Source organism: Maricaulis sp. (genome assembly GCF_017642925.1).
Classification (GTDB): domain Bacteria; phylum Pseudomonadota; class Alphaproteobacteria; order Caulobacterales; family Maricaulaceae; genus Maricaulis.
Window position 1 is genome coordinate 102499 of sequence record NZ_JAEPOL010000002.1, and the last position, 26396, is coordinate 128894.

General features: G+C 65.1%; 32 protein-coding genes. 3 read left to right on the forward strand and 29 right to left on the reverse strand.

Annotated features, from left to right (window positions below; translation table 11 throughout):
• Position 1: 1 nt before the first annotated feature.
• From JJ918_RS02065 to gcvA, 11 genes are all read right to left on the reverse strand, one after another.
• A complete protein-coding gene (locus JJ918_RS02065) occupies positions 2–1132 on the reverse strand; it encodes a TrbI/VirB10 family protein (RefSeq protein ID WP_080620513.1) in 1131 nt (376 codons plus the stop codon).
• Positions 1129–2157 carry a P-type conjugative transfer protein TrbG gene (gene trbG / locus JJ918_RS02070; RefSeq protein WP_155043641.1) on the reverse strand — a complete coding sequence of 343 codons (1029 nt, stop codon included), beginning with the start codon at positions 2155–2157 and terminating at the stop codon, positions 1129–1131. The genes JJ918_RS02065 and trbG overlap by 4 nt, the downstream gene beginning before the upstream one ends.
• Complete coding sequence (trbF, locus tag JJ918_RS02075; protein ID WP_080620511.1) at positions 2154–2843, reverse strand: conjugal transfer protein TrbF; 690 nt, start codon at positions 2841–2843, stop codon at positions 2154–2156. Before trbF ends, trbG begins: the two co-directional genes overlap by 4 nt.
• The gene (gene trbL, locus JJ918_RS02080) at positions 2840–4198 is read right to left on the reverse strand and encodes a P-type conjugative transfer protein TrbL (RefSeq protein WP_080620510.1); all 1359 of its coding nucleotides are present in this window, start codon (positions 4196–4198) and stop codon (positions 2840–2842) included. Before trbL ends, trbF begins: the two co-directional genes overlap by 4 nt.
• A gap of 2 nt (positions 4199–4200) precedes the next feature.
• Positions 4201–4488, reverse strand: a complete 288-nt coding sequence (trbK-alt, locus tag JJ918_RS02085; RefSeq protein WP_155043640.1) for a putative entry exclusion protein TrbK-alt — start codon at positions 4486–4488, stop codon at positions 4201–4203.
• Positions 4489–4505: 17 nt separating this feature from the next.
• Positions 4506–5285, reverse strand: a complete 780-nt coding sequence (trbJ, locus tag JJ918_RS02090; protein ID WP_080620508.1) for a P-type conjugative transfer protein TrbJ — start codon at positions 5283–5285, stop codon at positions 4506–4508.
• Entirely contained in the window at positions 5282–7792 is a 2511-nt protein-coding gene (gene trbE, locus JJ918_RS02095; RefSeq protein ID WP_155043639.1) for a conjugal transfer protein TrbE, read from the reverse strand. Before trbE ends, trbJ begins: the two co-directional genes overlap by 4 nt.
• 10 nt (positions 7793–7802) lie before the next feature.
• Complete coding sequence (locus tag JJ918_RS02100) at positions 7803–8084, reverse strand: VirB3 family type IV secretion system protein (RefSeq protein WP_080620506.1); 282 nt, start codon at positions 8082–8084, stop codon at positions 7803–7805.
• Positions 8084–8413 (reverse strand): TrbC/VirB2 family protein, encoded by a 330-nt coding sequence (locus tag JJ918_RS02105; protein ID WP_028710779.1) that lies wholly within the window; start codon positions 8411–8413, stop codon positions 8084–8086. Before JJ918_RS02105 ends, JJ918_RS02100 begins: the two co-directional genes overlap by 1 nt.
• Entirely contained in the window at positions 8410–9408 is a 999-nt protein-coding gene (gene trbB, locus JJ918_RS02110; RefSeq protein ID WP_080620505.1) for a P-type conjugative transfer ATPase TrbB, read from the reverse strand. The genes JJ918_RS02105 and trbB overlap by 4 nt, the downstream gene beginning before the upstream one ends.
• Positions 9409–9599: 191 nt before the next feature.
• Positions 9600–10487, reverse strand: coding sequence for a transcriptional regulator GcvA (gene gcvA, locus JJ918_RS02115; protein WP_080620504.1), 888 nt, complete (start codon positions 10485–10487; stop codon positions 9600–9602).
• A gap of 127 nt (positions 10488–10614) precedes the next feature.
• On the opposite strand from gcvA, the gene JJ918_RS02120 reads away from it, so the two are divergent.
• The 3 genes from JJ918_RS02120 to JJ918_RS02130 are packed head-to-tail and all read left to right on the forward strand — an operon-like array spanning position 10615 to position 12819.
• Complete coding sequence (locus tag JJ918_RS02120) at positions 10615–11319, forward strand: SDR family oxidoreductase (protein ID WP_080620503.1); 705 nt, start codon at positions 10615–10617, stop codon at positions 11317–11319.
• Positions 11320–11323: 4 nt separating this feature from the next.
• Positions 11324–12262: a DMT family transporter gene (locus tag JJ918_RS02125; protein WP_080620502.1), complete on the forward strand. Its 939-nt coding sequence runs from the start codon at positions 11324–11326 to the stop codon at positions 12260–12262.
• Positions 12259–12819 carry a pyridoxamine 5'-phosphate oxidase family protein gene (locus JJ918_RS02130; RefSeq protein ID WP_080620501.1) on the forward strand — a complete coding sequence of 187 codons (561 nt, stop codon included), beginning with the start codon at positions 12259–12261 and terminating at the stop codon, positions 12817–12819. The genes JJ918_RS02125 and JJ918_RS02130 overlap by 4 nt, the downstream gene beginning before the upstream one ends.
• Before the next feature lie 101 nt (positions 12820–12920).
• On the opposite strand, the gene JJ918_RS02135 is transcribed toward JJ918_RS02130, so the two are convergent.
• From JJ918_RS02135 to JJ918_RS02220, 18 genes are all read right to left on the reverse strand, one after another.
• Entirely contained in the window at positions 12921–13349 is a 429-nt protein-coding gene (locus tag JJ918_RS02135; RefSeq protein WP_080620500.1) for a ribbon-helix-helix protein, CopG family, read from the reverse strand.
• 4 nt (positions 13350–13353) lie between these two features.
• Complete coding sequence (locus JJ918_RS02140) at positions 13354–15339, reverse strand: conjugal transfer protein TraG (RefSeq protein WP_089389005.1); 1986 nt, start codon at positions 15337–15339, stop codon at positions 13354–13356.
• Between the two features lie 25 nt (positions 15340–15364).
• On the reverse strand, positions 15365–17104 hold the full coding sequence (locus JJ918_RS02145) for a VirD2 family relaxase/mobilization nuclease (protein WP_080620499.1): 1740 nt from the start codon (positions 17102–17104) through the stop codon (positions 15365–15367).
• Positions 17105–17347: 243 nt separating this feature from the next.
• Positions 17348–18112, reverse strand: coding sequence for a lytic transglycosylase domain-containing protein (locus JJ918_RS02150; protein ID WP_367277624.1), 765 nt, complete (start codon positions 18110–18112; stop codon positions 17348–17350).
• Positions 18113–18114: 2 nt separating this feature from the next.
• On the reverse strand, positions 18115–18450 hold the full coding sequence (locus tag JJ918_RS02155) for a DUF736 domain-containing protein (RefSeq protein ID WP_080620498.1): 336 nt from the start codon (positions 18448–18450) through the stop codon (positions 18115–18117).
• 68 nt (positions 18451–18518) lie between these two features.
• The gene (locus JJ918_RS02160; RefSeq protein WP_080620497.1) at positions 18519–19064 is read right to left on the reverse strand and encodes a S26 family signal peptidase; all 546 of its coding nucleotides are present in this window, start codon (positions 19062–19064) and stop codon (positions 18519–18521) included.
• Positions 19061–19546, reverse strand: a complete 486-nt coding sequence (locus JJ918_RS02165; protein WP_080620496.1) for a DUF2840 domain-containing protein — start codon at positions 19544–19546, stop codon at positions 19061–19063. The genes JJ918_RS02160 and JJ918_RS02165 overlap by 4 nt, the downstream gene beginning before the upstream one ends.
• Positions 19543–19797 (reverse strand): hypothetical protein, encoded by a 255-nt coding sequence (locus JJ918_RS02170; protein WP_080620495.1) that lies wholly within the window; start codon positions 19795–19797, stop codon positions 19543–19545. The genes JJ918_RS02165 and JJ918_RS02170 overlap by 4 nt, the downstream gene beginning before the upstream one ends.
• Positions 19794–20537: a site-specific DNA-methyltransferase gene (locus JJ918_RS02175; RefSeq protein ID WP_080620494.1), complete on the reverse strand. Its 744-nt coding sequence runs from the start codon at positions 20535–20537 to the stop codon at positions 19794–19796. The genes JJ918_RS02170 and JJ918_RS02175 overlap by 4 nt, the downstream gene beginning before the upstream one ends.
• Positions 20534–21187: a ParA family partition ATPase gene (parA, locus tag JJ918_RS02180; RefSeq protein ID WP_080620493.1), complete on the reverse strand. Its 654-nt coding sequence runs from the start codon at positions 21185–21187 to the stop codon at positions 20534–20536. Before parA ends, JJ918_RS02175 begins: the two co-directional genes overlap by 4 nt.
• Entirely contained in the window at positions 21184–22359 is a 1176-nt protein-coding gene (locus JJ918_RS02185; protein WP_080620492.1) for a replication initiator protein A, read from the reverse strand. Before JJ918_RS02185 ends, parA begins: the two co-directional genes overlap by 4 nt.
• An 18-nt stretch (positions 22360–22377) precedes the next feature.
• Entirely contained in the window at positions 22378–22659 is a 282-nt protein-coding gene (locus tag JJ918_RS02190; protein ID WP_080620491.1) for a helix-turn-helix domain-containing protein, read from the reverse strand.
• Positions 22660–22800: 141 nt separating this feature from the next.
• The gene (locus JJ918_RS02195; RefSeq protein WP_226341155.1) at positions 22801–23253 is read right to left on the reverse strand and encodes a DUF2285 domain-containing protein; all 453 of its coding nucleotides are present in this window, start codon (positions 23251–23253) and stop codon (positions 22801–22803) included.
• Between the two features lie 97 nt (positions 23254–23350).
• Positions 23351–23575 (reverse strand): DUF6499 domain-containing protein, encoded by a 225-nt coding sequence (locus tag JJ918_RS02200; RefSeq protein ID WP_080620489.1) that lies wholly within the window; start codon positions 23573–23575, stop codon positions 23351–23353.
• A 110-nt stretch (positions 23576–23685) separates the two neighbouring features.
• Positions 23686–23964 carry a DUF2285 domain-containing protein gene (locus JJ918_RS02205; protein ID WP_080620488.1) on the reverse strand — a complete coding sequence of 93 codons (279 nt, stop codon included), beginning with the start codon at positions 23962–23964 and terminating at the stop codon, positions 23686–23688.
• A 96-nt stretch (positions 23965–24060) separates the two neighbouring features.
• Positions 24061–24309, reverse strand: a complete 249-nt coding sequence (locus JJ918_RS02210; RefSeq protein ID WP_080620487.1) for a helix-turn-helix transcriptional regulator — start codon at positions 24307–24309, stop codon at positions 24061–24063.
• 443 nt (positions 24310–24752) lie between these two features.
• Complete coding sequence (locus JJ918_RS02215) at positions 24753–25127, reverse strand: hypothetical protein (protein WP_080620486.1); 375 nt, start codon at positions 25125–25127, stop codon at positions 24753–24755.
• 447 nt (positions 25128–25574) lie between these two features.
• Entirely contained in the window at positions 25575–26129 is a 555-nt protein-coding gene (locus JJ918_RS02220; protein WP_080620485.1) for a hypothetical protein, read from the reverse strand.
• Positions 26130–26396 lie beyond the last annotated feature (267 nt).

Below are 26396 nucleotides of genomic sequence, written 5' to 3' on the forward strand. Positions count from 1 at the left end.
ATCAACCTCCTGCCGGCTCGAATACAAGGTCGCGGGTCACGATGATCCTGACCGGGAAGCCCGGCCGGATGGTCAGCGTGGGGGCAACCTGCAACTGACGTTGCACGATCTGTTGGCCCGCCTGATTGACGGTATCCTGTGCGCCGTCGCGGATGGCCCGGATAAGCCGGTCCTCGTCGCTGGTCGCCAGCTCCGCGCCGACCGCGAGCAGCGTGGAGAGGCCAGCCGCTTTCATCAGATCCCACCAGTGGTAGTCGATCCCGTCCTCAAGGCCGGCATAGCCGCTGGCGTCCGCGCCCGGCAGGCGCTCAAGCACGATGGAGCGTCCGCCCGGCAGGATCAGGCGATTCCACACCAAGAGCACCCTGCGCTGGCCGAAGGTCACGCCATCATCATATTGGCCGATGATGCGCGTTCCCTGCGGGATCAGGAGCAGCGAGCCGGTGGGGCTGTCATAGACGTTCTCCGTCACCTGTGCGGTGATCTGGCCCGGAAGGTCGGAACGGATGCCGGTGATGAGCGCGGCCGGGATTACGGCTCCGGCTTGAAGGATGTAGGGCGAGGCCGGCGGTGCGACGCGATCCGGAGCGACGGTCTGCCGGTCCACCGGCCCGTTGAGGAAAGCGGTATGGCGATTCTGGCCCGCCGTTCCGTCCGGTTGTCCTGTGAGCCCAGCCAGTCCGGGCATGGCTGTTCCGGCCGGACCTCCCGTGCGTGGGCCTGACTGGAAAAATACGTTGCTCAACCGTGCGGCTTCTTCTTCCGCGAGGCGGCGTTGCTCCTCGGGATCGACGGCAGGGGTTGTGATGGCAGGCGGAACGATCGGCTGTCCCCGATTTTGTGCATCGAGGATTGGCCGGCCAAGGTCGCCCGGCAATGCCGGCCCCAGGATCGGGCCAGTATAATCGCGCGGGAGACCGGCGAGGCCATCCGCAGTGGGACGGTTCTCGGTTGAGTAGAGTTCGCCTCCTCCCGGCCCCGCCTCGCGGGTCTGGAGCGCATAGATCAGCGCTCCCCCGACGCCGAGAAGCGCGGCGGCGCCGACGCCTGCCAGCACCTTGCGGGACAAGCGGGTGACGCGGGGCGGCTCGGCGCGCAACCGCATGGGCGCGGCGGTGTTGGTATCGCTCATGAAGGCGATCCTCCCGTGGTCGCGTCGGCCGACTGGGTAGCGGCCTGTCTCTGCTCGATACGGACGATTCTGACCACCTGCTGGCGGTCACCGCTGCCAAGGCGCAGTTCCGCCGCGCCGAACAGCCTGTCGACGATCAGGACATTTTGGTGGATGCGCGAATTGACGATCTGCGGTTCGCCGTCGGAACCGAGAACGAACAGGGGCGGCATCTCGCCCTGCACGATGCCGCGTGGGAAGACGACATAGACGCGCCTGCCGTCATCGAAGACGGAGACTGGACGCCATGGCGGGCTGTCGCCTTGCACCTGCAAGGCGTAGCGATAGTTCCGCGCGGCCTCGGCCGGGATGACGGGGACCGACGGCGCGGTCGCTCGGCTGCCCGGCGGCGGTGCCGGATACGCCCATGCCACGGCAGGCATATAGAGCGCTTCGCGGGCGCGAAGTTCGATCATGTAGATGCGCCGGTCGGTGGTGATGACGAGGTTGGTCGAGATGTCCGGCCGGGTTGGCTTCACCAGCACATGCACTCGGCGCGTCGGACCGCTTCCGCTCTCTGTGTCGCCGATCACCCACCTGGCCGTGTCGCCGGCGGCGATCGGTCCCGCGCCGGTCAGGTTCTCGCCCGGCTCCAGCGCGATGGTGGTGATCTGTCCGACGGCGGCATAGACTTGGTAGAGCGCACCTTCCGACCAGGGATAGATCTGTATGGCATTGTAATAGCCTTCGCGACGCGGCTCGACACGGGCGGCGGCATTGGCGTTCTCAACGCGGCCGGTGGCCGTGCCGGCAGCCTCGCCGCCCCGCGCCACATTCCAGGTGGGCGGCACATGCAGCGGCCTTGGGCGTGCATCGGTGATGGGAGCCTGCGCGGACGGAAGAGGCGGGACATCGGCGTCGTAGCTGAATTGCGGTGTCCGGTTGGTGGCGCAGCCAGCGAGCATGGTCGCGGCAAGCAACAAAGCCGGAAAACCGAGTTTACGGAAAACCGGAAAAGCGGGTTCACTCAAAGACGTGCGGATCATTGACTCATCTCCCGCGACCAGTTGATTGCGTTGACATAGATTCCCAAGGGATTGGCGCGCAGGCGCTCGGCGTCACGCGGCGGCTGGATGACGATGGTGAGGATCGCGGTCCATCGCTCGGTGGTGGAGAGCTGGCCGTTTTCGTAGTGGCGTTCGGTCCAGGCTACGCGGAAACTGTCCGGGGACGCCCGGATGATGCTCGACACCTCGACGGCGACCTGCTGGCGGCCGACGCGCGTGAACGGGTCGTTGGCGCGGGCGTAGTCGTTGAGCGCCACGGCGCCGCGATCCGTGGTCCAGTCATAGGCCCTGAGCCAGTTCTGACGGACAATGATCGGGTCAGCCGGAAGCGAGCGGACCTGTTCGATGAAGCGGCCGAGATGGAATGCGATCTGCGGATCGGTCGGCCGATAATCGGCGGTAGCGGGGGCAACGGTCTGCGCCTGGCCGAGATTGTCGACTTGAACGACCCAGGGCACGACGGTTCCGCGCGCAGATTGCCAGACAAGAGCGCCGGCGAACCCGACCGAGAGGATCAGCGAACCGAACGCCATGTAGCGCCAGTTCCTCGCCTGCACGCGGGCCGAGCCGATGCGGTCGTCCCAGACTTGCGCGGCGCGCTGATAGGGCGTTTCGGGTTCCGGCACCTTGCCGTAATGGGTCGTCGGTCGTTTGAAGGTGTTCATGTGCGGTCACTTTCGGAAAGGCTGACTGAGGAGCCGCCACCGTGGCTGTCGCCGGACCGGACGGCATGGGCGGCAGCGGTGACGCCGTGGCTCATCGCCCGGCTGCGGCGCATCTGCTGCGCCCAGGCCGGTGGACCATCAGCGGCTGAAGGAGGTGATTGCTCGGGCGACGGGGCGCCCCCGACCGTGCCCATGGACGAACTGCCGCCGGACGCCGCAAATCCGGCCCTTGCGCCATCGGAATAGCTGGACTTCATGCTGTCGGCGGCATGGGAGGCTGCGCGCTTCAAAGGCGAGATGGCAGCCGAGCCTGCGGCGCGCGCCACACCGCCAAGGCCGGAAGCGACCCCCGCCGCGCCTGACCCACCCATGGAGCCGAGGGAATAGGCAGACGATGCTGCGCCGGCGGCTGAGGCCCCGCCGCGTGCAAGTGCAGCACCGCCCGAGAGTGTGGCACCGCCCCCCCGCGCGGCGAGCATGGTCGCACCACCGGCAGCGATCGCGGCACCGCCGACAGCGAGGCCAGTCCCGACGGCAGCGCCAGCACTGAGTTGCGGGCCGCCGGAGACGAGGCCGGTGGCGATGCCGGGGCCGAAGATGCCGAGGCCGAGAAGGGAAAGGGCTGCCAGCACGATCGCCATGGCGTCGTCGATGGTCGGGGTCGCGCCGCCGAAGCCGGCGGTGAACTGGCCGAAGAGTGTCGAGCCGATGCCGATGATGACGGCGAGGACCAACACCTTGATGCCGGAAGAGATGACGTTCCCCAGAACCCGTTCCGCCATGAAGGCGGTCTTGCCGAACAGGCCGAAGGGGATCAGCACGAAGCCCGCAAGCGTGGTCAGCTTGAACTCGATCAGGGTGACGAAGAGCTGGATTGCCAAAATAAAGAAGGCGAGGATAACCAGTGCCCAGGCGAAGAACAGGCAGAGGATCTGCACCAGGTTTTCAAAGACGGCGATCCAGCCCATGAGACTGGAGATGGATTCGAGCAGCGGCCGCCCGGCGTCGAGACCGATCTGGGCAACGCGGCCGGGGCGCAGGAGATCTGCGGCCGAAAAGCCTGTGCCGGAAGCCATGAGGCCCAGCCCGGCGAAGCTCTCGAAGACGATGCGTGCGAGGCTGTTCCAATTGCCAATGATATAGGCGAAGACACCGACAAAGATCGTCTTCTTCACTAGGCGCGCGAGAATGTCGTCGTCGGCGCCCCAGGCCCAAAACAGGGCGGCGAGCGTGACGTCTATGACGATCAGCGTCGTCGCGATGAAGGCAACTTCACCGCCGAGCAGGCCAAAGCCCGAGTCGATGTAGCTGGTGAAGATACCGAGAAAATTGTCGATGACCCCCGTTCCGCCCATGATTATCGCTCCCCATCCGGGCCAGGCGTCGACTGCGCGGGCGACCGTCCGAGGAAGCGGTCGCGGGTTTCGGCCCAGATCGCCAAGCATTCGGCGTCATTGGCCGCCGCCTCGCCCATTTCCTGACAGCGACGCTGCCCCTCGCGCAGGAGATCGACCTGTCGCGTCTGCAAAGGAACGGAAGGGGCCGGACCGGCTACATCCTCGCGGTTCATCTCGATGATCGCCGCCGTGATGGCGACGGCTACGAATACGATGGCTGCGATCCGGGCCAGCACCTTCCCCTCCATGATGGGCCTCCCCGGCGTCAGTTGAACATCTGGGCGTTGCCGGGCTGGTAGCCCGAGCCCGGTGTCAGGAAGCGTTCGCGCTGGATGCGGCCCTGTTCGGCGGCGGTCGCGCGTTCGGCTTCCATCAGGGCGTCGGCCCGGCCGTTGGCCGAGATGACCGCGATCAGGTCGGAAAGCTGCTGCGACTGGAGGGCGAGAAGCTGATTGCCGGCTTGGGTGGCCTGAAGCGCGCCGGTCGCCCCTTGGCTTTCGCCGACGAGCGCGGACATCTCCGCGCGGTTGCTGTCGATATTGCCGACGACACCCGCCTGCACCCGCATCGCGTCCTGAAGACCCCCGACGGTATTTTCCCAGCGGGTTCGGGCATCCGCAATGAGCTGCTGGTCGGTGGCCGTGAGGGAAAGGTTGCCATAATCCTGCTGGAACATCTGGTCGATGTTCTGCACATCGAAGGCGATGTTCTGGGCCTGCCCGAGAAGCTGCTGGGTGCGTTGGACGTTCTGCTGAAGCGCCTGAAGCGAACTGTAGGGCAGGCTCGCGAGGTTGCGGGCCTGGTTGATCAGCATCTGCGCCTCGTTCTGGAGCGAGGTGATCTGGTTGTTGATCTGTTCCAGAGTGCGGGCGGCGGTCAGCAGGTTCTCCGCGTGGTTGGTCGGGTCATAGACGATCCGCCCAATGCCGAAGAAGGCGTGGGCCGGTGTCGTGAACATCGGGGTCAGCGCCAGCGGTGCGGTGAGCGCAAGGGCGAGCGCCGAAGCGCTGGCGATGCGGGTGAGCCGGGGAATTGTGCGCGTCATGGGGTAATCTCCTCTTCTTCCAGGATGAGTTCGATTTCGCCGAGGTCAGCGACCGTCGGCGGCAGGGTCTCGCTTTCGGTCGCGAGATTGGTGAGGTCCGGGATGAGATCGGCGGCCCAATCGACGTCGCGTGCCCGGAGCCAGGCCGAGAGGAACCCGTCGCCACCGTGTTCAGCGAGGATTTCGGTGATCAGGGCCTGATCGGATTTGGCCGAGGCGGCGCAGAGCGCCAGACCGACCTCCGACAATCCAAGATCGAACAGGCGGTTGCCACGCCGCGACTGGCAGTAGTAGTCCCGCTTCGGAGTCGCCCTGGCCAGGATTTCGATCTGGCGATCATTGAGGCCAAAGCGGCGATAGATCGCGGTGATCTGGGGTTCGATGGCGCGCTCGTTCGGCAAGAGGAGTCGCGTCGGGCAGCTTTCAATGATGGCCGGAGCAATGGCGGAATTGTCGATGTCGGACAGCGACTGCGTGGCGAAGATGACGCTGGCGTTCTTCTTGCGCAGGGTCTTGAGCCATTCTCTGAGTTGGTCCGCGAACCCTTCGTCGTCCAGCGCAAGCCAGCCCTCGTCGATGATCAGCAGCGTAGGTTGCCCACCCAACCGATCGCCGATGCGGTGGAAGAGATAGGAGAGGACGGCGGGCGCTGCGCCGGTGCCGACGAGGCCCTCGATTTCAAATGCCTGGACATCGGCCGAACCGAGATGTTCGCTCTCGGCGTCGAGCAGCCGACCATACGGGCCGCCGACGCAATAAGGCCGTAGCGCCTGTTTCAGGTCGTTGGACTGGAGCAGCACGGCAAGGCCGGTGATGGTGCGTTCGCCGACCGGGGCGGAAGCAAGCGAAGTCAGCGCCGTCCAAATATGTTCCTTGACGTCCGGGGTGATCTGGATGTTCTCGCGCATCAGGATCGCGACGATCCAGTCCGCAGCCCAGGCGCGCTCGGAGGTCTGGTGAATACGAGCCAGCGGTTGCAGCGAGACGGAAGCCTCGGCCGCATCGGTCAGCTCGCCGCCAAGATCGTGCCAGTCCCCTTGCATGGCGAGGGCGCAGGCGCGGATGGACCCCCCGAAATCGAAGGCAAAGACCTGAGCGCGCGGATAGCGGCGAAACTGCAAGGCCATCAGCGCCAGCAGCACGGATTTGCCCGCGCCGGTCGGTCCGACGACGAGGGTATGGCCCACGTCGCCCACATGCAGGGAAAGCCGGAACGGCGTCGATCCCTCGGTCCTGCCGTAAAGCAGTGGGGGTGCGCCGAGATGATCGTCGCGTTCCGGCCCCGCCCACACGGCGGACGAAGGGACCATGTGGGCAAGGTTGAGCGTCGAGACCGGCGGCTGCCGGACATTGGCATAGGCATGTCCGGGCAGGCTGCCGAGCCAGGCGTCGACGGCATTGACCGTCTCGACCATGACGCTGAAATCGCGGGACTGGATGATCTTTTCGACCAGCCGCAGCTTTTCGTCGGCGCGGCGGGCGTCCTCGTCCCAGACGGTGACGGTCGCCGTGACATAGGCCATCCCGGCCATGTCGGCGCCGAGTTCCTGCAAGGCCATGTCCGCGTCGGCGGCCTTGTTCGCCGCATCGGTATCCACGAGCGCAGATTGCTCGTTGGTCATCACCTCCTTGATGATCGCCGCGATGCTCTTGCGCTTGGCGAACCATTGCCGCCTGATCTTCGTCAGCAGCCGGGTCGCGTCGGTCTTGTCCATAAGGATGGCGCGGGTGGACCATCGGTAGGGAAAGGCCAGCCGGTTCATCTCGTCGAGCAGGCCGGGTGTGGTGGTGCCCGGAAAGCCGGTGATCGTCAGAAGCCGGAGATGTTGATTGCCCAGTCGGGGTTCCAGGCCGCCGGTCAGCGGCTGATCGGCCAGCAGCGCATCGAGATAGACCGGAGTTTCGGGCACGCGGACGCGATGCCGGTTGGTCGAAATCGTCGAGTGGAGGTAGGTCAGCGTGCCGGCGTCATCGAGCCATCGGCACTCGGGCATGAAGCCGTCGAGCAGCGCCAGCACGCGGTCGGTGCGGTCGATGAAGCCGCGCACCAGTTCCCAGGGGTTCACGCCCGAGGTCTCGCGCCCTTCATACAGCCAGGACTCGGAACGTGCGGCATCTTCGGCGGGCGGGAGCCACAGGAAGGTCAGGAAGTAGCCAGAGACGAAATGGCTGCCCTCCTCCTCGAAATCGGCCTTCCGCTCGGCATCGACCAGCGCCGAGGCCGGATCGGGGAAGCGGCTTGCGGGATAGCTTGCGGCTTCCGACCGCTGTGCTTCGACAAAGATGGCCCAGCCGGAGCCGAGACGGCGGAAGGCGTTGTTCAGCCGCCCGGCCACCGCGACCAGCTCGGCCGCGACGGCGGAATCCAGATCGGGACCACGGAACTTCGCCGTGCGCTGGAACGAGCCGTCCTTGTTCAGCACGACGCCGGAGCCGACCAGCGCCACCCAGGGAAGGTAGTCGGCAAGGCGTGAGGCGGTGCGACGGTATTCTGCGAGATTCATCATGGCTCGTGCCTCACACCGAAAGATGGCCGGGGATGCGAAGATGGCGGCGCGCGACCTCGACGAAGAGCGGATCGCGTTTGGCGGCCCAGACGGCGGCGATGTGACCGACGGCCCAGATCAGGATGCCTGCAAGCCATAGCTGAAGGCCGAGGCCGACGGCGCCAGCCAGCGTGCCGTTGAGGATCGCGACGGATCGGGGCGCCCCGCCGAGCAGGATCGGCTCGGTCAGGGCGCGGTGAACCGGCACCGCGAAGCCCGGCACGGTATCGAGGGCCTCGAAGCTCACGGCCATCAGACCAGCGCCCCCCCGCCGAAGCTGAAGAACGACAGGAAGAAGCTCGATGCCGCGAAGGCGATGGAGATGCCGAAGACGATCTGGATCAGCCGCCGGAAACCGCCGCCGGTATCGCCGAAGGCCAGTGTCAGGCCCGTGACGATGATGATGATCACCGCCACGATTTTCGCCACTGGACCTTCGACGGATTCGAGGATGGATTGCAGCGGCGCCTCCCAGGGCATGGAGGAGCCGGAGGCCCAGGCCGGGGACGTCATCAGGCTCACCCAGGCGAAGGCCGATGCGGTTGCGATATGGTGGCGGATACGGAAGGCACGACGGATCATGCAGGTTCTCCAGTGTTGTGAGTGGTGTCGGGTTCTGAAAAGGCTGAGGAAATTCGGTAGTCTCCGTCCGGCCCGAGCCCCTCGACGCGGGCAAGCTCGGCAAGGCGGCGGGCGGAACCGCGCCCGGAGAGGACGGCAACAAGGTCGATGGTTTCCGCGATCATCGCGCGCGGCACGGTGACGACCGCTTCCTGGATGAGTTGTTCGAGGCGGCGCAGCGCGCCGATGCCGGAACCGGCATGGATCGTTCCGATCCCTCCGGGGTGGCCGGTGCCCCAGGCTTTGAGCAGGTCCAGAGCTTCGGCCCCACGGACCTCACCGATCGGGATACGGTCGGGGCGCAGGCGCAAGGACGAGCGCACCAGATCGGACAGAGTGGCGACACCATCCTTGGTCCGCATGGCGACCAGATTGGGCGCCGCGCATTGCAACTCGCGGGTATCCTCGATGATTACGACCCGATCCTGCGTATTCGCCACCTCGGCGAGCAGCGCATTGGTCAGCGTGGTCTTGCCGGTGGACGTGCCGCCCGCGACCAGGATGTTCGCGCGCGACTGGACGGCGGCGCGGAGTGCTTCTGCCTGATCCTCGGACATGATGCCGGCCGCCACATAGTCATCGAGGGTGAACACCGCGACGGCGGGTTTGCGGATGGCGAAGGCAGGCGAGGACACCACCGGGGGCAGCAACCCCTCGAAGCGCTCTCCCGATTCCGGCAGCTCCGCCGAGACCCGTGGGCTGCGCGCATGCACTTCGACGCCGACATGGTGGGCCACCAGCCGCACGATGCGCTCGCCATCGGCGGCGGACAGGATCTCGCCGGTATCGGCCAGCCCTTCGGACAGCCGGTCGACCCAGATGCGCCCGTCGGGATTCAGCATGACCTCGACGACAGACGGGTCTTGCAGCAAGGTTGAGATGGCAGGCCCGAGCGCCGTCCGGAGCATACGCGCGCCGCGGTCCACCGTTGCCTGTTTGTGGTTGATGCCTGCCATCTCGTCCCCGTTCCACCGGGGAGGCGAGAGACGATCCCCGGATGGGGATGACTAAAAGAGACCCAAATCGGGTCGTTTCAACAAGTTTCGACCGTCGTAGTAGCGTAGCGCGCAAATACAGGAGAACGGCGGTGACCCCATCTAGGACCAAGCCTGAAAGCAGCGCCTTGGTCCTTGTCAGGTGATTCGGTTCATCGCGCGGCGGTCAGGAGCCAGCTCCGCACATCCGCTGTCGGTTCAGGGTGGCGCGGCTTGCGCGGCGAAACCAGGTAGAAGTCCGAACCGACGCGCAATTCCGTCGCGAAGGGGCGCGCGAGGCGGCCTGCATCAATATCGTCCTGCACGAAGAACAGGCTCGCTAACGCCAGACCCTGACCGGCGACAGCCGCGTCAACGGCGAGCGATGTCTGGTTGAAGCGAATGTTCTTGGCTGAGGCGGTCACGCCACCCGGATAGGCTCGTTCGAGGAACTGTGGCCAGAAATTATGTGCGTCGTGTAGGAGCGCATAGCGCGTGAGATTGTCGTCCTCGTCGGGCGGACCGAGCTTTTCGAGGAGAAGCGGGCTGGCAACTGCGACGATCACCTGCTCGAACAGGAGTTCGGTGTTGAGGCCCGCCCCGAAGGGTGGCCGCCCATAGCGCACGGCGATGTCGACCGCATCCGTCTGGAAGCTGGAAAGCCGATCCGTGGCAAGGATACGAAGGTCTATATCCGGGTGTGTGGCGGTAAAATCTGGCAGGCGCGGGATCAGCCAGCGTGATGCGAAGGTCGGCGTGACGCTGATGGTCAGGTGCCTGGGTTCCGGCTTCAGCATTTCGGTCGCCTCGGCGATCAACTCGAACGCCCGGCGGATATTGGCAACGTAGCTGCGGCCCGCCTCCGTCAAGGCCAGCGTGCGTGGCTGGCGCTCAAACAGCTTCAGCCCGAGTTCGGCTTCCAGCCCGCGAATCTGCTGCGCGACCGCCCCTTGCGTGACGCCCAGCTCCTCGGCCGCGAGCCGGAAGTTGAGATGCCGCGTCACGACCTCGAATACGCGCAGGCCGTTGAGCGAGGGGAGTCGAGGGAAACCTTCCGGCATAGGATAGATTTTCTACAGAGTGATGGGAGTGGAACTGGTTCGTATCCCGTTTCAAAGGATGATACCAATCCATAGTGCCTCCGTATAGGCGGCTTCCACGATCAATTCTCTTTCAGAGGCCACGGATATGACAGTAGAAAAAATCGCAATCATCACGGCTGGCGGTAGTGGAATGGGCGCGGCTGCTGCGCGCCGGCTGGCGGCAGATGGGTTCAAGGTCGCGGTTCTCTCGTCCTCTGGCAAGGGTGAGGCACTGGCACAGGAACTCGGGGGCTTCGGCGTCACGGGCTCGAACCAGTCGAATGACGACTTGAAGCGCCTCGTCGACGGCACCCTTGAGCGTTGGGGACGTATCGACGTGCTGGTCAACAGCGCCGGCCACGGCCCGCGCAAGCAGATCCTCGAAATCACCGACGAGGACTGGCACGCAGGGTTCGACACCTATTTCCTGAACGTCGTGCGGCCGGCTCGGCTCGTCGCTCCGACCATGCAGAAGCAGAAGGGCGGCGTCATTATCAACATCTCGACGGCCTGGGCCTTCGAGCCGAGTGCGATGTTCCCGACCTCGGCCGTTGCTCGTGCCGGGCTCGCATCTTTCACCAAGATCTTCGCCGATACCTATGCGGCCGACAACATCCGCATGAACAACGTGCTGCCCGGCTGGATCGACAGTCTCCCCGCGACCGAGGAGCGCCGCGACGGCGTGCCTTTGAAGCGTTACGGCACCTCCGAGGAAATCGCGGCGACGGTTGCCTTCCTCGCTTCCGATGGCGCGGCCTATATCACTGGCCAGAATATCCGGGTCGACGGCGGCGTCACCCGCGCCGTGTAAGCCCATGAAGAAAACCGCCTGGCTTGCCTTCTGCTTCCTCGGATTCATCTGGGGAAGCAATTTCATCTTCGTCAAATGGGCAGCGGAATACATCACGCCGGCTCAGATCACGCTGCTGCGCGTGGTCTTCGGCTTCCTCCCTGTTTTTCTGTTCGCGCTGTCTCGGGGCGAACTGCGATGGAGCCATGCCCGTCATGTGCATCATTTCGCGGTCATGGCGCTGGTGGCGACCGCGCTTTACTATTTCGCCTTCGCCAAGGGCACGGCCTTGCTGCCGTCGAGCATCGCCGGAATGCTGAGCGGGGCGATCCCGCTCTTCACCTTCGTCTGCGCTTTCCTTTTCCTGCGCGAGGAACGCATCACGGCGACAAAGGCGGTCGGCGTCGCCCTCGGCTTTCTCGGCGTGTTGCTGATCGCGCAGCCGTGGTCGGTCGGTGGCGACATCGAGATGGCAGGGGTCGCCTGGATGATCGCGGGCACCTTCAGCGTCGGTTGCTCCTTCGTCTATGCCAGAAAATTCGTCAGCCCGCTGAAGCTGCCAGCCGCCGCCTTGACGACCTACCAGATCGGCATCGCAATGCTTCTGCTGTTCATGGTGATCCCGGTCGAGGGGATTGGCGCGGTCTTCGCCGACGACCGGGCCTGGATCGGCCTTGTCATCGGTCTTGGCCTCTGCGGAACCGGCCTTGCCTATGTCGCCTATTATCACATCGTCGAAAACCTCGGTGCGCTGGCGGCTTCGAGCGTTACCTACATTCCTCCGGTCGTGGCCCTGGTGATCGGCGTCGTGTTCGTCGGCGAGGCGATCCAGCTGATCGGCTACCTGGCGATGTGCCTCATCCTCGCGGGGGTCGCTCTGCTTCAGTTCGGGTCGCGGAAGGTGGCACCGGAGGTCGAGCCAGATGCCGGTGTCGGCCTTGCTCCTGCCGGAAAAGCACCATGAAGCAGGCATTGCTCCATGATGTCTGGCTGGTGCTGGCCGATGCGGTCAAACAGCGAACGCCCTTTACGCTGATGCAACTCGCGACCGTCGGCGAGGACGGTGCGCCGAAGATCCGAACCATCGTGCTGCGCAGCTTCAACGAGGCATCTACGAGTCTGTCCTTCATCACCGACCTGCGTTCGCCCAAGGTTCGGGAGATCACGGCCAATCCGTGCGTATCGCTTGCCGGCTTCGACAATGAGAGGGTCGTTCAACTGCGCATCGACGGTCGGGCGGAGATCATCGAAGACGAGACGAGGCGGCGGGACTTCTGGAACGCGCTGCGCCCGCATACACATATCCTCTTTCGGTCGGCACTGCCGCCGGGGACAGTGCTGGCCTCGCCGAATGAAATGGAAACCGACGATAGCGATCCGGCGACCGCCTATGCGCGGTTCTGCCTGGTCGAGATCGTCATAAGCCATGTGGAACGATTGGATCTTTCCTCGGAGCCGCACAGGCGATGCAGCTTTAGGCAAGGGCTCCACGGCTGGGAAGGACGCTGGATCGTGCCCTAAGAACGGTTTTGCGATAGTTGTAGCGTTCGCCTCCGTCGCGCCATCGCCGCGAAAAAGCAGTTTACGGGATCGGCATTAATGCAAGCACTCCGCCTGACGATCTATTCGTCCGCTGCCGCTACATCCTCGGTAATCTCCTGCCGCAGCTTCGGTCCCTGTGCGAGGCGTCGGCCGAGCGCAGTGATGAACGCCTCGTATCGCTCGGCCGATTTGGCCTTTGCCGCCTTTGCCGCCGGCTCGGGCAAGGCTGGCGTCGTCATCAGCCAGAAACGAATGAATACCGCCAGGCTCTCGACGGCGATGCCGACATCACGCTCTACCCGCGTCATGCGGCGGTCGATCTGGTCGAGTCGCTTGGCGACGATCGCCTCGCGGCGCTCAGCATCATCCGGCGACACGAAGGATGCGATGGCAGCCTCGGCGATCATGGATTGCGACCGATCCCGGCGTGCGGCGAAGTCGGCCAGCGCCGCAGTGAGGTCTGGATCGAGATAGATCGTGACCTTTGATTTCTTCTTGCGTTGCATCATGGTCCTATAGGTCCATGCCGTCGTTCGGGTCCATGGCAACCTGCCGGGCAATCCCCTGGACCTGCCGGATCATCCGCCGGTTCTGGACAGCCTCCTCGTCGACATCATCGGGCGGGGCGAACTCAAACTCGTTCTCGATGGGCTTTTTCTTCTCCACCGGCTTCACCCGGCTGAGTTCTGGCTGCAAGCGGCGTTCGGATTCGGTCGTATCCTCGTCATCCGTCGTGGGGTTGTCCTCATCCACGGCGGCTTCCGGCCGCGCCGGGAGCGGAAGCGTGGTCCAGTCGTCGGGCCGGGCTCCCTCAGGGCGCTGCAATTCAGGTGGTGACAGAACACGCTCGCGAAACCGGGCGTCCTCGTAGTAGCGCGCCTTCGTCGCCCGGATCGGGGGGATGCCCGCCACCATGACGATCTCCTCATGCGGGGGAAGCTGCATGATCTCGCCCGGCGTCAGCAACTGGCGGGCGGTTTCCGAGCGCGAAACCATGAGGTGCCCGAGCCAGGGCGACAGCCGGTGCCCGGCGTAGTTCTTCATCGCCTTCATCTCGGTAGCAGTGCCGAGCGCGTCCGAGACTCGCTTGGCGGTGCGTTCGTCATTCGTCGCAAAGCTCACCCGCACATGGCAGTTGTCGAGGATAGAGTTGTTTGGGCCATAGGCTTTCTCGATCTGGTTCAGCGACTGCGCGATCAGGAAGCTCTTGAGACCATAGCCCGCCATGAAGGCCAGGGCCGTCTCGAAGAAGTCGAGCCTGCCCAACGCCGGAAACTCGTCGAGCATCAAGAGCAGCCGATGCCGCCCCGTGTTCGCCTGCAGATCCTCGGTCAGGCGGCGGCCGACCTGATTCAGCAGCAGTCGCATCAAGGGCTTGGTGCGGTTGATGTCGGAGGGCGGCACGACGAGGTAGAGCGTGGTCGGCTGATCGCCTCCCACAATGTCGCTGATGCGCCAGTCTGAGCGGCGCGTGACCTCGGCCACGACCGGATCTCGATAGAGGCCGAGAAACGACATCGCCGTCGACAACACGCCGGACCGCTCGTTCTCGGATTTGTTGCGCAGCTCCCGCGCGGCGCTGGCGATGACGGGGTGCGGTCCTGCGTCACCGAGATGCGCGGTTTCCATCATGGCGCGCAGGGTGGAATCCACCGGGCGCTTCGGATCGGAGAGGAATCGTGCCACGCCGGCGAGGGTCTTGTCGGGCTCCGCATAGAGGACATGAAGGATGGCGCCGACGAGGAGCGAATGGCTGGTTTTTTCCCAGTGATTCCTTTTGTCCAACGAGCCTTCGGGGTCGACGAGGATGTCGGCAATGTTCTGGACGTCGCGCACCTCCCACTCGCCGCGGCGCACCTCGAGCAGCGGATTGTAGGCCGAGGACTTTGGGTTGGTTGGGTCGAAGAGCAGCACGCGGCCATGGCGTGCCCGGAAACCCGAGGTAAGCTGCCAGTTCTCGCCCTTGATGTCGTGGACGATGGCCGAGCCGGGCCAGGTCAACAGCGTCGGCACCACCAGGCCGACGCCCTTGCCCGAACGTGTCGGGGCAAAGCACAGCACATGCTCCGGTCCATCATGGCGCAGATACTCGCGATCATACCGGCCAAGGACGACACCATCGGGATCGAGCAGGCCGGCCGCCTTCACCTCGGGTTTCTCCGCCCATCGCGCCGAGCCATAGGTGGCGACGTTCTTCGCCTCGCGCGCGCGCCAGACTGACATGCCGATGGCGACCGCGATGGCGATGAAGCCGCCCGAGGCCGCGATGATCCCGCCCTTGGCGAAGATCGGCGGCGCATAGGCTTCATAGAAATACCACCACCAGAAGAGTGCGGGCGGATAGTAGATCGGGGTGCCGAACAGCTCGAACCAGGGCGGCCCGAGTTGCGCCTGATAGGCAAGGCTCCAGGCGACATATTGGGTGGCGCCCCAGGTGGTGGCGAGGATGATGAGGAAGACGACGCTGATCTGTCCCCAGAGGATCTTGGTGGCGGACATGGGGTTGGTTCCTTTCCGATTGAGGTCAGAGGCCGAGGCCGCGCTTGCGCCCGAAGTCCCAATCGACACCGCCGTCGTCGCGGGCGATGCCGGAGACGTGACGGCCGATCTGCTTCTCAATGGAGGGCGACCAGGGCACGAGCTGGAAGCCGAGGCCATCGTCGATCATGGCGAAGCGGCCTGAGGCGAGCGCGAAGCGCTGGCGATAGGAGCCGGCGACATATTCGCCGCTGGCGGCGCGCTCGAAGGACATGCCGGTCTCGGCCGCGAGCTTCTCGCCGAGACTGTCGAGTTCGCGCCTGCGCAGCGTGTTCAATAGCCGGCGAGCGAAGACGACGCGCCCGCCTTGCCGCTCCGCGAGATCCTCGCCGATCAGATGCTCCGCCCGCTCGTCCAGTGCCTGACGGACCTCGGCGCCGAAGCCGCTATCCGAGAGAGGAACCGGCTCGCGGGCGATGGCCTGGCGGTCGAGCCAGGTCGCGCCCGAGGCCCCCACCTGCGCACCGAGATCAAGATCGGAGCGGACAGCGAGCGCGACGCGGCGCGCACCTTGCGCATCTTCATAGGCGCGCAACTCGACGATTGAGCCGGGCGGGCTGTCACCGGCGGCATCGAGATGAGGGAGCTTGATGTGGTGGGTGCGTCCGTCGACGCCATCGACGACGGCATAGGCCGTGCCCTTCAACTCGTCGTCAAGGCCGCGCTCGACCAGGCGGCCGATGACGGGAACGTCGAGGCTTTCGCCGGCGAGGACATAGCTGGCCGAGCCGCGTTCGATGCCGCGCGCGATCAGGGCACGGTGCATGCGCTTGATGATGTCGCCGCGCTCGCCGAGTTCGCGCAAGACCGTCTCGGCCTCGGGCTTGATGAACCATTGCGAATGGCCGATCTGCCCGGCGACGCCGAGGATTTCGAGGGTGCGCAGCCGCCCGACCTTCAGCGTATGGAACTCGTCCTGCGGTCGGCTGGCGAGCGGGGCAAGATCGACGATGCCGGATTTTCCCGCATCACGGACAAGCTGCCGGTCGAGCTGGGTCCAGCGTTCCGCCTCGATCTGGGCCTCTAGCGCACGGTGAATGTCGAGATCGGTGCGCGGCCCCAGCTCCTGGGTGATGAGATCGCGCGCCCGGTCCCGCATCCCCTCCTTGATGTAGTCGCGGGAGATCACGAGGTCCTGCCCATCGTCGCGAACACCGCGCACGATCAGATGGACATGCGGATGCGCGGTGTTCCAGTGATCGACCGCCACCCAGTCGAGGCGCGTCCCGAGATCCTTTTCCATCTGGCCGACAAGATCGCGCGTGAATGATCGGAGGTCGGAAATATCCGGCGCGTCGTCGGGCGAGACGATGAACCGGAAATGATGCCGGTCATCGCCGCACCGCTCCGCGAAGGCGCGACCATCGGCATCCTCCGTTCCCGGCCCGAACAGCCGTGCCTTCTCGCCATCTCGGGTCACGCCGTCACGGCGGAGATAATCGAGATGCGTTCCGAGCGGCGCGGACCATGCCATGTTGCGCACCACGCGCGCCTTGACGACGGCGCCGCGTGTGCGGGTGGTGATGAGACGATTGGCCTGGACGCTGGCGCGCTGGCCGCGCCCGAAGCGGGAGCGATTGCCGGAAGTCACGCGGCCGGATCGAGAGACGCCACCGCCGGCCTTCTTCGCGGCGGCGAGCGCCTGCGCGATGAAGGGCCGGGTCTGCTGAGCGCGGGTCGAGCGGATGCGCCCCGGCCTTATGCGGAACTCGTGTTCATCGGACATGACACAGCCCCGCACGGTGCAAGACAGTAAGGAAATTCAGGAGGATGGGCGCGAGGCGCACGGTGCGCGAATGCGCGGCACGGTGCGGAACGCGCCGAAAACATGAACAAAAACAACCGACCGACCGAGCCGCACCGTGCGCGCTTTTATCCTGCCATCTTCCGGTCGTGGTGCCTGCCGCCACCCCCCGCGCCCTCCATGACACGCCAGCGGTCGACAGGATGCGAAACCGCACGGAGCCGCTCATGGCTGGTCCTCACCGGCACTGCGAGCGACGAACAGCCCCTCCGGCTGCAAGGCCGTGAGCGTTTCCGGTGCTGCCGGGACGAATGAAGGGGTGTCGCGAGGCGTGGGGTCGGGTGAAGCCGGATCGGAAGCGGTAGCGCCGATTTCTCCCGCCACGAAGATCGCCGCCTCGCGCCAATCGAGCGGTGGAACAACCGACGAGCTGCCCCCCGACGGTCGCTCGCCGAGCAGGATCGGTGTCAGCGCGGCGACGTAGGCGCGTGTCTCGGCCGGAAGCGGACGAGCCGTCGCGCGGTATTCGTCGTAACGGCCGGGACCGGCATTGTAGGCCGCGAGCATCGCGGCCACATTGCCGTAGCGATCCCACATCTCGCGGAGATAGGCCGTGCCCGCGAGGATGTTGTCGCGCGGCTCGAAGGGGTCGCGGCCGAGAGCATGGCGGATGCGCAGATCCGCCCAGGTGTCGGGCATGACCTGCATCAGTCCCATCGCACCGGCGGACGAAATTGCGCGCACGTCGCCCGCGCTCTCAGTGCGCATCACGGCGATGATCCATGTCGTCGGGATGCCGAAGCGTTGCGAGGCTTCCGCAATGTGGGCGTCGTGCGGATGCGCGGCAACCACATGACCGGGCATCGCAGCTTGGGCTAGGACGGGCGGCGTGGTGATGGCTGAAACGAACAGGCCGGAAAGAAGAGAGAGGATGATGCGGCGGCGGACGCCGCATCTCCCGGAGGCGAGACGAATGCAGGAGATGAGCATGGTCATTCCTGCTCGTCGCGCTTCTTTTGGCGGGTCCAGTGCAAGCCCCAGTCGCGTCCGTCCTCGTCCGCCTGGAACAGGCGGGCGCGGATCGGCTGCTGGAAGACGGGATCGTCGAGCAGGACCGAAACGAACGGCCCGGCGCGTTCCCCGGAATGTTTCCAGCCCGCGCCGACTTCCGGTCCGTCCTCGTCGCCGAGGTGGATGCGGTAGGCGGGCGCATTCTCCGCCTCGGCGTTCTCTGCTGGAACGAAGGTCAACTCCGCGTCGAGCGTGAGGGTGCGGACATGCCCGGAATAGCCGGACGGGGTGCGGGTAAATTGGCCGATCTGTGCCATGGGAGGTTTCCTTTGCTATGCGGTGGAGAAGACGCGGGCCGTTCGCACGCCCCGCAGCGGACGCGCCGTCACCGCATCGGCGCGCGCCAGACAAAGCGGCCATCGCCGTCTTCGTCGGTGAAAAGCGGGATCGCGCGGCCGATCACCGCCGAGGCGGGGAACGGGCCGAAATAGCGGCCGTCGAGGCTGTCGCCGACGTCCGGGTTCATCAGGAAGACTTCGCCCTCGGCGATGACGCGGCAGCCCTGCCAGACCGGCAGGTCTCGGCCGAGGCTGTCGCGGTCGCGTGCTTCGCCGAGCGGAACACCATCGACGGCGATGGCGCGGCCGGCGCGGCAGACGCGCTGTCCGGGCAGGCCGATCACGCGCTTCAGAAGCGGCACGTCGCGCGCGACGTAGCCGCGGTCCACCATGTAGGACGCGAACGGCTCAGGTGGCATGACGGCGACCAGATCGGGCATCTCGATCCGATCAGCGGGCGCGACGGTGTAGAACCCGATCGGCACGCTGGCCGATGCGTTCCAGAGCAGCCTTGGCGCGGTCGGAACGAATCCGGCGATGGCGATCCCCAGCGTGGCCGCCGCCGTCACCATGACATAGCGAAAGCGCGTCATGGGGCGATCTCCCGGCGCCGGAGCCATGCCTGATGGCGCTCGGCGGTGTAAGGACGCGGCGCTTCGCCTGCGTTCATCCAGTGGGCGACATGCCGCCAGTGATCGGGATCGACCTGGGCGGGATCGACGCCAATGGCCTCGATCCCGTCGACATGGCGAAGGACGGCCTCAACCTTCGGCCAGCCTTCGATCTTCAGCAGGATTTCGCCGCCCGGACGGACGAAGGGCAGCGTCTGATAGGATTCGCCCGGCGCAACCGCGCGCAGGATGTCGAGGCGCGAAATGATCGTGCCGTGGTCGTTCGCCGCCCAGCGGACGAACGCGAACACCGAACCAGGACCGAAAGAAACGACGCGCCGGTTGCGGTCGAGGATCTGCGTTCCCGCCTCATGGCCGAACCTGATCCAGTATTCGGTCCTGCCCTCCACCCAGGTCAGTTCCACGCGGGTCAGATCGCCATCATGGGCATCGATACCGATCATGGGCGGTCTCCCGCTGTGTCGGGAAACTCGCGCGCAAGCAGGTCACGCAGCATGTCCGCGACGGTGGTGCCGCGCCCGAACGCGGCGATCTTGATCCGCCCGCGAAGCTCGGGCGTGATGTCGATCGTCAGCCGGGCGGAATGGGCGGCTGCGGCGCCATCGCGCGCTGGCCGTCCATCGCCAGCCTTGATCCAGCCATCGGGATCGGCTGGGCGCGTAGCGAAGCCGCGCTTGTCCGTGCCGGCCGTCATGACGGGGCTCCGTCATGGAACGGCAGCACGGTGGCGATGCGGGCGCGGGCGAGATCGGCCATGTCGGCGTCGATCTCGCAGCCGAGATAGCTCCGGCCGGAAAGCCGACAGGCTTCCCCGGCTGCGCCGGAACCGGCGAACCAGTCACCGACAAGTCCGCCTTCCGGGCAGCTCGTGCGGATCAGGATTTCCAGGAGCGCCGACGGTTTCTCGGTCGGATGGATGGCGCGGCCGTGGCAGTTGCGCAGGTAGATGACCGAGCGCATGAGGCGCGGTCCGCCGTCATGGCTAATGTAATGGCCGGCGTCGATCTGGCCGGTATGGGGTGGACGCTGCTTGCGCCGCACCGTGCGGGCCGTTGCGTCGGGCGTGGTCTGGACGTCGTTGTAGATGTCGCGCCAGGCGGTCTCTGCCGGATAGAACTGGACGGCCAGCTCATGCACCCGCTTGAAGCGATCATTGTGAAAGCCGGTGCCGTTCTGCTTCTCCCAGATCACCTCCTGCGCGATGCGCAGACCCGCATTGGCGAAGTGGTCGGCGGTCGCCATGAAGGAACGAAGTGAACCGAAAACCCAGAGCGAGCCGGTCGGCTTGAGGGCGGCGCGCGCCAGCGCGACCCAGCCCTCGACGCGCCGGTCCCAGGCGAGCGAGGTGTCGCCATAGGGCGGATCGGCGAGGATCATGTCGTAGGGAGCGTGCCAGGGCATTTCTTCGCGGCAGTCGCCGGTCAGGATGGTCATTGGCCGACCCTCCCGATGCCCAGCCGCGCAATCTCATCGGTGAGCGCTGCGACTTCACGCGCGGCAGGAGATTGGCGGTCGATCTCGCCTGCGAGACGACCTGACTGTGCAGCGTCGGCGAAGACGACGCGCTGCCCGACAGTGGTGGCAAGGACGGGCGGGTCGTGATCTGCAAGGCTTTCGGCCGTTTCGCGGGCGATGACGGTGCGCGCGCCGCAGCGGTTGAGCGCGAAGCGGGCGACGAGTTGGGGCCGATAGATGCGGGCCTCTGCGAGGAGGGCCAGCATTTCGGCCGAGGCCCAGCCATCGAGGGGCGACGGCTGCACCGGGATCAGCACCAGGTCGGCGGCGAGGAGCGCGGAGCGCATGAGGCTGGCGACACGCGGCGGTCCGTCGATGACGACGTGATCGACATCGCGGGCGATCTCCGGTGCCTCGCGGTGCAGTGTGTCCCGTGCGAGGCCGACGGTGCCGAACAGTCGAGGCAGGCCCTCGCGTGCGCGTTGCTGTGACCAGTCGAGCGCCGAACCCTGCGGGTCGGCATCGAGAAGTGTGACGCGCTTTCCGCCCTGCGCCAGTTCTCCGGCGAGATGCAGCGCCAGCGTGGTCTTGCCGACACCGCCCTTCTGGTTGAGGAGTGCGATGATCATTGGCCGCCTCCCGGCAAGTCGAGAGGAAGGCGGGGTGTGTCGGAACCTTCGGAAGCCTCGGTTCCGCCGGGCTGAGGGGCCGGCTGGGAAGCGCGTGGCGTGGCAGATGCGCCGTTCCTAGCGGCTCTGCTGAGGCTTCTGGCGGTGTCGCGGATGAGGTTTTCCACATCGCGCACGCGCTCTTCAAGGTTAGAGTCTTTGTTAGACTCTAAGTTAAGGGCGCGATTTTGCGAGTGGTCTTCGGGCGTTAAGCCCGATTTCGGTTCCCGATAGCACGAGCCTTGGGTTCCCGATAGCACGATAGTCCGGGTTCCCGATAGCACGAGGCCATTCACAGGTTTTCCACAGGCCGGTGTCGGCTCGAAGGCGAGCAGCATGCGCCCGCCGATCTCGGCTTCCAGAAAGAGCCGGTAGCCCGGCAAGGGCTGGCGTCGGATGATGTCGCGCAACTCAAAAGCGAAGCGTTTGAATGGCGACATGCTGCCGGACTTCTGATGGAGGTGGCGGAAGTCGAAGCGCCAACCCTCACGCTGGCGGCCGCCGTGCTTACGCACTAGGCGGTAGAGCCATCGGTCGAGTCCGCCGGTCAGGTCGAAATAGGTCCGGTCGATGGTCAGCACGAGCGCGTCGTCGAGGACGGCCTGATAGAACCAGTCCGGCACGATCATCTCGATACCATCGGGGCGGCCGTTGCGGTCGGTGCGCTCCTGCCATTCGTTGATCCAGGAGAAGCGATGCCGGCGGCCTTCAGCTGGTTGCCGGATCGAGGTGGAAATGGTGGTCGATTGCAGCCGGTCGAGTGCGGCCTTCAGGCGCTGGTAGTCGCGCAGCGACGTGCCGCGCCCGACATAGGTGAGGATTTCGTAAGGCGTGGCGGCCATCAGCCGGGACGTCCGAAGCCCGGTATCACGGGCTTCGACGATCTGGCTGGCGGCCCAGATCAGGATGTCCGCATCCCAGATCGTCGCCATGCCATGATCGGGGACCGCCTCGACCCGGATCGTCACATTGCCGGCGGCGAAGTCGATGGGCGCGACACGTTTTGACTTGCCGAGGGAGAAGAAGGGATAGGCCATGAGATCCTGCGCGTCTCGTGGCGCGAAGTCGCCGGGGAGCGCCCTGAACAGGTCGAGCTGCCCGCGCTCGGAAAGGGATCGACGTCGCGCCACCATGAAGGGAACTGGGTGCGATCAGCGGGCGGAGCGCCCGACCTGCGGGCCGGTCGGAAGGGCGTGGCGCTTGGCGGGCAGCACGGAGCCACGGGGATCGGAGGTGGAGGTTACCGCACCGCGCTCGGTCCAGGCTTCGAGATCGTCGATGGCATAGACAACCCGGCCGCCGAGCTTGCGATAGGCAGGGCCGGTCCCGTAGGTGCGGTGTTTTTCGAGCGTCCGGGCCGAAAGGCTGAGAAAATCCGCAGCCTCCTTGGTGCGCAGGAAGCGCGGCGGCAAAACGACGGGTTCATGTGGCATGATCGGGCCTCCGGGCTGTTGGGAACGGCCACTGCGAGTCAGCGGCGGGACAACGACCACGGTGGCGGAGGGAGGCCGGCGAGTTGCAGGGCGAAGTTGATGGGTATCGAAATCGCCCACCAGCCCAGGCGTCGAACTACGCTAGCGTTGGCGACGATGACGCAGGAGTTTTCGATAGCCGCCCGCGACCATGGAATGGGCGTCGCGCAGAAGCGCCTTGATCGTGTGGCGGGCCGAAGACGCCTGCCATTCATCGCGGTCGAGCGGCCCGATCTTCAGGATGACTTGCGCGATTTCCTGCTGTGTGGCGCCCGCCCTGTGTCCGTCAAAGGCGCGAAGCATCCGTCGCAGGCGTATGCGCTGCTGCCGGGTCAGCCGCGTATCGGGAGGAATGGCGCGGCCATGTAGGGCGGAGAGGAAGCGGCGGACGGCTTCGATCCGGTCGAAGCCGTCCAGGCCGAGCGGAACGATGGCGACGGCGATCCTGTCGTCGCCGGCCGTGCAGTCGAGGATCTGCAGATGCTGTCCGTTGCCAATATCGAGCCGGTAGTCCTCATCCGTAGGTTGCGAGCGAGGATGGGCGCGCCAGATCACGGTAGCTGCGAGACCGATTTGCTCGTCAAATTCCGATGGCGCGTTCGCCAGTATGACGACGCTCGTGTCCTCCTGCGGAAGCCATAATACCTTGGCGTCAGGTGGCGCAGCCAGCGGATCGACGGGGAAATCGGAGTCCCCACCGCTGCCGGATTCGTTCGGTCAGCGGTTCGGGATCTCCCTGGCCAGAGGCCGATGCCTCAAAATCAGCGTCATAGGCATCGTTGCGGCGGAGCCACTCCCAAGCCAGATCGGATGGCGTCAGCACATCCAGATGCTCGTAGTCTGCCGAAGAACGCCAGGTAGATGCGTTGGGTGTCATCGGAGCCTCCCACGTCACAGCTCAGGAAGTTGGAGAGACTCTACGATTCCCGTTCGGGTTGAATTGAGGAAGCTGGGTCGGGATCAACAGGTGATGCGTCCCGCGCATCGCTATGATGTTCGGTGCTGACTTTCGCGGACCAGTTCGCGATAGCCGCGCTCGGTCATCCAACGCGCTCGTGCGAGATGCGCGTCATGAACGCGGCGGCTACGCTCGGGATCACGCTCTGGATCGAGATTGAAGAGGATTCGAACCGCTTCGCGCCAGTCGGCGCCATCGCGCGCTGCGTCGAGCAGGCGCATATAGAGCTTCATGTGTTCTCGATCATATGGTGTCAGCGTTTGGCTGGACGGTGGTTCGTCAAGAAATGTCTGTGTCGCTTGTCCCATCAGTCGCTCACGATCGGATAACGTATTTGTTAACCATCTCCGGCGGGAGATAGCCATTCTTTTTATGGGCAACGGGTCAATGCGCAGGCCACGACGCTAACCCGGCGTCGGGCTCCGCTCGTGCAGGAGCAAGACGCCTTCGCCCTTATCCGTTGACAGGAAAACGATGCCGGCCGCTTCGAGAGCGCGGCGAACCTGATCGCGAGTCGTCTCGAACACCTCAAGCCCATTTTGGGATTCGAGGCGTTTGAGTGCGGTCAATGCGACCTGGGCCTTGTCAGCGAGCGTCTCCTGTGTCCAACCCAGCAACGCGCGTGCGGCCCGTGATTGGCGAGCGGTGATCATACATGATCACCTCCCACCGAGACCTGCACGCACTCCAGAACTACGACTATAATAGTCGCTCTGCCTTCAAATTCCACTCGAAATTCGGCTGGAATCGTCGTGATCAACCTCGCAGTGGCGGGATAGGCAGCCATCTGATTCGGTCGGACATACGACAGCGTATCGGCGCGGCCAGAATGGCCTGGCCCAGGGAGAGGAGGATGGGTTTGGGAAGGAGGGCGAGGGAACCGTCGCCTCCTTCCCATGGGAGGGTTCAAGGGAGGGGCTTCAGCCCTTCCCTTGGGGAGGATGTTTGAAGGAGGGGGCTTGCCCCTTCCTTCATGGGAGAGCGTTGAGAGGGGCGTGCCCCTTTCATCAGCCCTGCGGGCCGGTCGATCCGGCCGGCAGGGCTTTGACGACGAAGCAAAGACGAGAGGCGGCTTTCGCCGCCTCTCGTCGAAGGGTCAGTCGGTATCCGGTCCCCAGAGCGGATTGCTCTCCGGGTCCTCGATGTGCCCGTAGTCCGGTTCGAAACCGCGAACCACAGCCCCGATCTCGTGACCGCCGATGCTCGTGCGCCCCTGCGCAACGAGGATGCTCACCGCAGTCGGATCGGCCTCGATGGCCCAGATCGCGTCCTCCATATCGTCGTGGGGACCGAGGTTTTCGATGGGGATAACGTCGCCATCCTCGTCGTAGCCGCCGTGCAGATACATCGGCGCCTCGGCCAGACGCTTTGCGGCAAGCTCGGCATCGCGGATAAGCCCGAAAGCCTGCTTGCGATCGCGCCAGTATTCGGCGCTGCCCCCGTCGATACGGATGATCTTTTGTTCGGTCATGTCATGCTCCTTTCTCTCGCTGACGGGAGGGTCGGGCACCGTAGCCGCGAGGGGTCAGGGATCGCGCAGCGACCGCCAGCGGCGGCGAGCGGGGGAGCCGATTTTCTGACGATGCCCTTGGGTATCGGCTGAAAATTGGGGGGACCGTGAAGTCCTTGACGCCGGAGTGGCTGGTGCATGATCCGAAGTCAGAGAGAGAAGAGCCCGCGGCCCCGACTAGGGGCCGCGACAATATTCGGTGGAACCGAAGGGGAGGTTTGGAGGGGTTTCCCCTCCATGGGTGGGGGAGTTTGAGGGGGCGGGGCTTTGCCCTGCACCTTCATGGGGTGAGTTTGAGAGGGGCGGCTTGCCCCCCTTTCATAAGCCCTGCCGAGCGGTCGATCCGGTCGGTATGGCTATTACGACAGGGGAAAAGGTGGCGAGCGGCTTCCGCCGCCCGCCACCTCGCTATCGGTATCGGTATCGGAAGTTGCTGACCGGGCGCTCGTAGATCTCGGGGTCGAGTTGCCCCGCGCCATCGGGGCCAATGCTGGCATCGCAGAGATAGGTGGTGAAGCGGATACCTGTCTGGGCAGCGATCTGCCGGAGGATGGGACCAAGGCCGGACAGATGCTTGTCCTCGACGGTCATCCATTCCGGGATCGGGCCATTGCACCACATGGCCGCAACGGGGTGGTGGTATCCGCCGAAGTCCGGGTCACCATCGACGGCATCCAGCAGATGCCAAGGATAGAACCCCCGGCCGCCGGATTCGAGATCGCCCATGCAGTCGCCGAGGGTCTGTTCAAGGGACTCGCGCACCGTCGGATCGCTTTCGTTCCGTAGCCGCCGCTGGACCTTTGCGCCCTCGCGGCAAGTCTTGAGATGGCCGTTGAGGGCAAGAAGCAGCTTTTCATGGAGGGACTGCGAAAAGCGAGTGTCGCACCTGAAGTAGTTCTTGCGCACCCTGGTTCTGATGCGGCCAAGCTTTCTTGAGAGATTGAGGAAATCGAGATCAGACATTTGTTTCTCCTTTCGTTCTGACGGGAGGAGCCTGCACTGTTGCCGCGAGGGGTCAGGGATCGCGTAAGCCGACCGCCAGCGGCGGCGAGTGGTGGAGCCGATTTTCTGACGATGTTCTTGGGCGTCGGCTGAAAATTGGGGGACCGCGAAGTCCTTGACGCCGGAGTGGCTGGTGCATGATCCGAAGTCAGAGAGAGAGGAGCCCGCGGCCCCGACCAGGGGTCGCGACATTATTCAGCGCAACGCCAAAGGGGAGGTTTGGAGGGG

Excerpts from the sequence above, each read along its gene's own strand:
- JJ918_RS02125 (WP_080620502.1), top strand. The coding sequence starts at position 11,324 with ATGAAGAAAACCGCCTGGCTTGCCTTCTGCTTCCTCGGATTCATCTGG.
- JJ918_RS02165 (WP_080620496.1), bottom strand. The coding sequence starts at position 19,546 with ATGATCGGTATCGATGCCCATGATGGCGATCTGACCCGCGTGGAACTG.
- JJ918_RS02155 (WP_080620498.1), bottom strand. The coding sequence starts at position 18,450 with ATGGCACAGATCGGCCAATTTACCCGCACCCCGTCCGGCTATTCCGGG.
- trbF (WP_080620511.1), bottom strand. The coding sequence starts at position 2,843 with ATGAACACCTTCAAACGACCGACGACCCATTACGGCAAGGTGCCGGAA.
- trbJ (WP_080620508.1), bottom strand. The coding sequence starts at position 5,285 with ATGACGCGCACAATTCCCCGGCTCACCCGCATCGCCAGCGCTTCGGCG.
- JJ918_RS02145 (WP_080620499.1), bottom strand. The coding sequence starts at position 17,104 with ATGTCCGATGAACACGAGTTCCGCATAAGGCCGGGGCGCATCCGCTCG.
- JJ918_RS02190 (WP_080620491.1), bottom strand. The coding sequence starts at position 22,659 with ATGCCACATGAACCCGTCGTTTTGCCGCCGCGCTTCCTGCGCACCAAG.
- JJ918_RS02140 (WP_089389005.1), bottom strand. The coding sequence starts at position 15,339 with ATGTCCGCCACCAAGATCCTCTGGGGACAGATCAGCGTCGTCTTCCTC.
- gcvA (WP_080620504.1), bottom strand. The coding sequence starts at position 10,487 with ATGCCGGAAGGTTTCCCTCGACTCCCCTCGCTCAACGGCCTGCGCGTA.
- JJ918_RS02185 (WP_080620492.1), bottom strand. The coding sequence starts at position 22,359 with ATGGTGGCGCGACGTCGATCCCTTTCCGAGCGCGGGCAGCTCGACCTG.
- parA (WP_080620493.1), bottom strand. The coding sequence starts at position 21,187 with ATGATCATCGCACTCCTCAACCAGAAGGGCGGTGTCGGCAAGACCACG.
- JJ918_RS02130 (WP_080620501.1), top strand. The coding sequence starts at position 12,259 with ATGAAGCAGGCATTGCTCCATGATGTCTGGCTGGTGCTGGCCGATGCG.
- trbB (WP_080620505.1), bottom strand. The coding sequence starts at position 9,408 with ATGGCAGGCATCAACCACAAACAGGCAACGGTGGACCGCGGCGCGCGT.
- trbK-alt (WP_155043640.1), bottom strand. The coding sequence starts at position 4,488 with ATGGAGGGGAAGGTGCTGGCCCGGATCGCAGCCATCGTATTCGTAGCC.
- JJ918_RS02215 (WP_080620486.1), bottom strand. The coding sequence starts at position 25,127 with ATGACCGAACAAAAGATCATCCGTATCGACGGGGGCAGCGCCGAATAC.
- trbE (WP_155043639.1), bottom strand. The coding sequence starts at position 7,792 with ATGATGAATCTCGCAGAATACCGTCGCACCGCCTCACGCCTTGCCGAC.
- JJ918_RS02220 (WP_080620485.1), bottom strand. The coding sequence starts at position 26,129 with ATGTCTGATCTCGATTTCCTCAATCTCTCAAGAAAGCTTGGCCGCATC.
- JJ918_RS02100 (WP_080620506.1), bottom strand. The coding sequence starts at position 8,084 with ATGGCCGTGAGCTTCGAGGCCCTCGATACCGTGCCGGGCTTCGCGGTG.
- JJ918_RS02210 (WP_080620487.1), bottom strand. The coding sequence starts at position 24,309 with ATGATCACCGCTCGCCAATCACGGGCCGCACGCGCGTTGCTGGGTTGG.
- JJ918_RS02135 (WP_080620500.1), bottom strand. The coding sequence starts at position 13,349 with ATGATGCAACGCAAGAAGAAATCAAAGGTCACGATCTATCTCGATCCA.
- trbL (WP_080620510.1), bottom strand. The coding sequence starts at position 4,198 with ATGGGCGGAACGGGGGTCATCGACAATTTTCTCGGTATCTTCACCAGC.
- trbG (WP_155043641.1), bottom strand. The coding sequence starts at position 2,157 with ATGATCCGCACGTCTTTGAGTGAACCCGCTTTTCCGGTTTTCCGTAAA.
- JJ918_RS02175 (WP_080620494.1), bottom strand. The coding sequence starts at position 20,537 with ATGACCATCCTGACCGGCGACTGCCGCGAAGAAATGCCCTGGCACGCT.
- JJ918_RS02105 (WP_028710779.1), bottom strand. The coding sequence starts at position 8,413 with ATGATCCGTCGTGCCTTCCGTATCCGCCACCATATCGCAACCGCATCG.
- JJ918_RS02160 (WP_080620497.1), bottom strand. The coding sequence starts at position 19,064 with ATGACGCGCTTTCGCTATGTCATGGTGACGGCGGCGGCCACGCTGGGG.
- JJ918_RS02065 (WP_080620513.1), bottom strand. The coding sequence starts at position 1,132 with ATGAGCGATACCAACACCGCCGCGCCCATGCGGTTGCGCGCCGAGCCG.
- JJ918_RS02150 (WP_367277624.1), bottom strand. The coding sequence starts at position 18,112 with ATGCTCATCTCCTGCATTCGTCTCGCCTCCGGGAGATGCGGCGTCCGC.
- JJ918_RS02205 (WP_080620488.1), bottom strand. The coding sequence starts at position 23,964 with ATGGGACAAGCGACACAGACATTTCTTGACGAACCACCGTCCAGCCAA.
- JJ918_RS02120 (WP_080620503.1), top strand. The coding sequence starts at position 10,615 with ATGACAGTAGAAAAAATCGCAATCATCACGGCTGGCGGTAGTGGAATG.
- JJ918_RS02200 (WP_080620489.1), bottom strand. The coding sequence starts at position 23,575 with ATGACACCCAACGCATCTACCTGGCGTTCTTCGGCAGACTACGAGCAT.
- JJ918_RS02170 (WP_080620495.1), bottom strand. The coding sequence starts at position 19,797 with ATGACGGCCGGCACGGACAAGCGCGGCTTCGCTACGCGCCCAGCCGAT.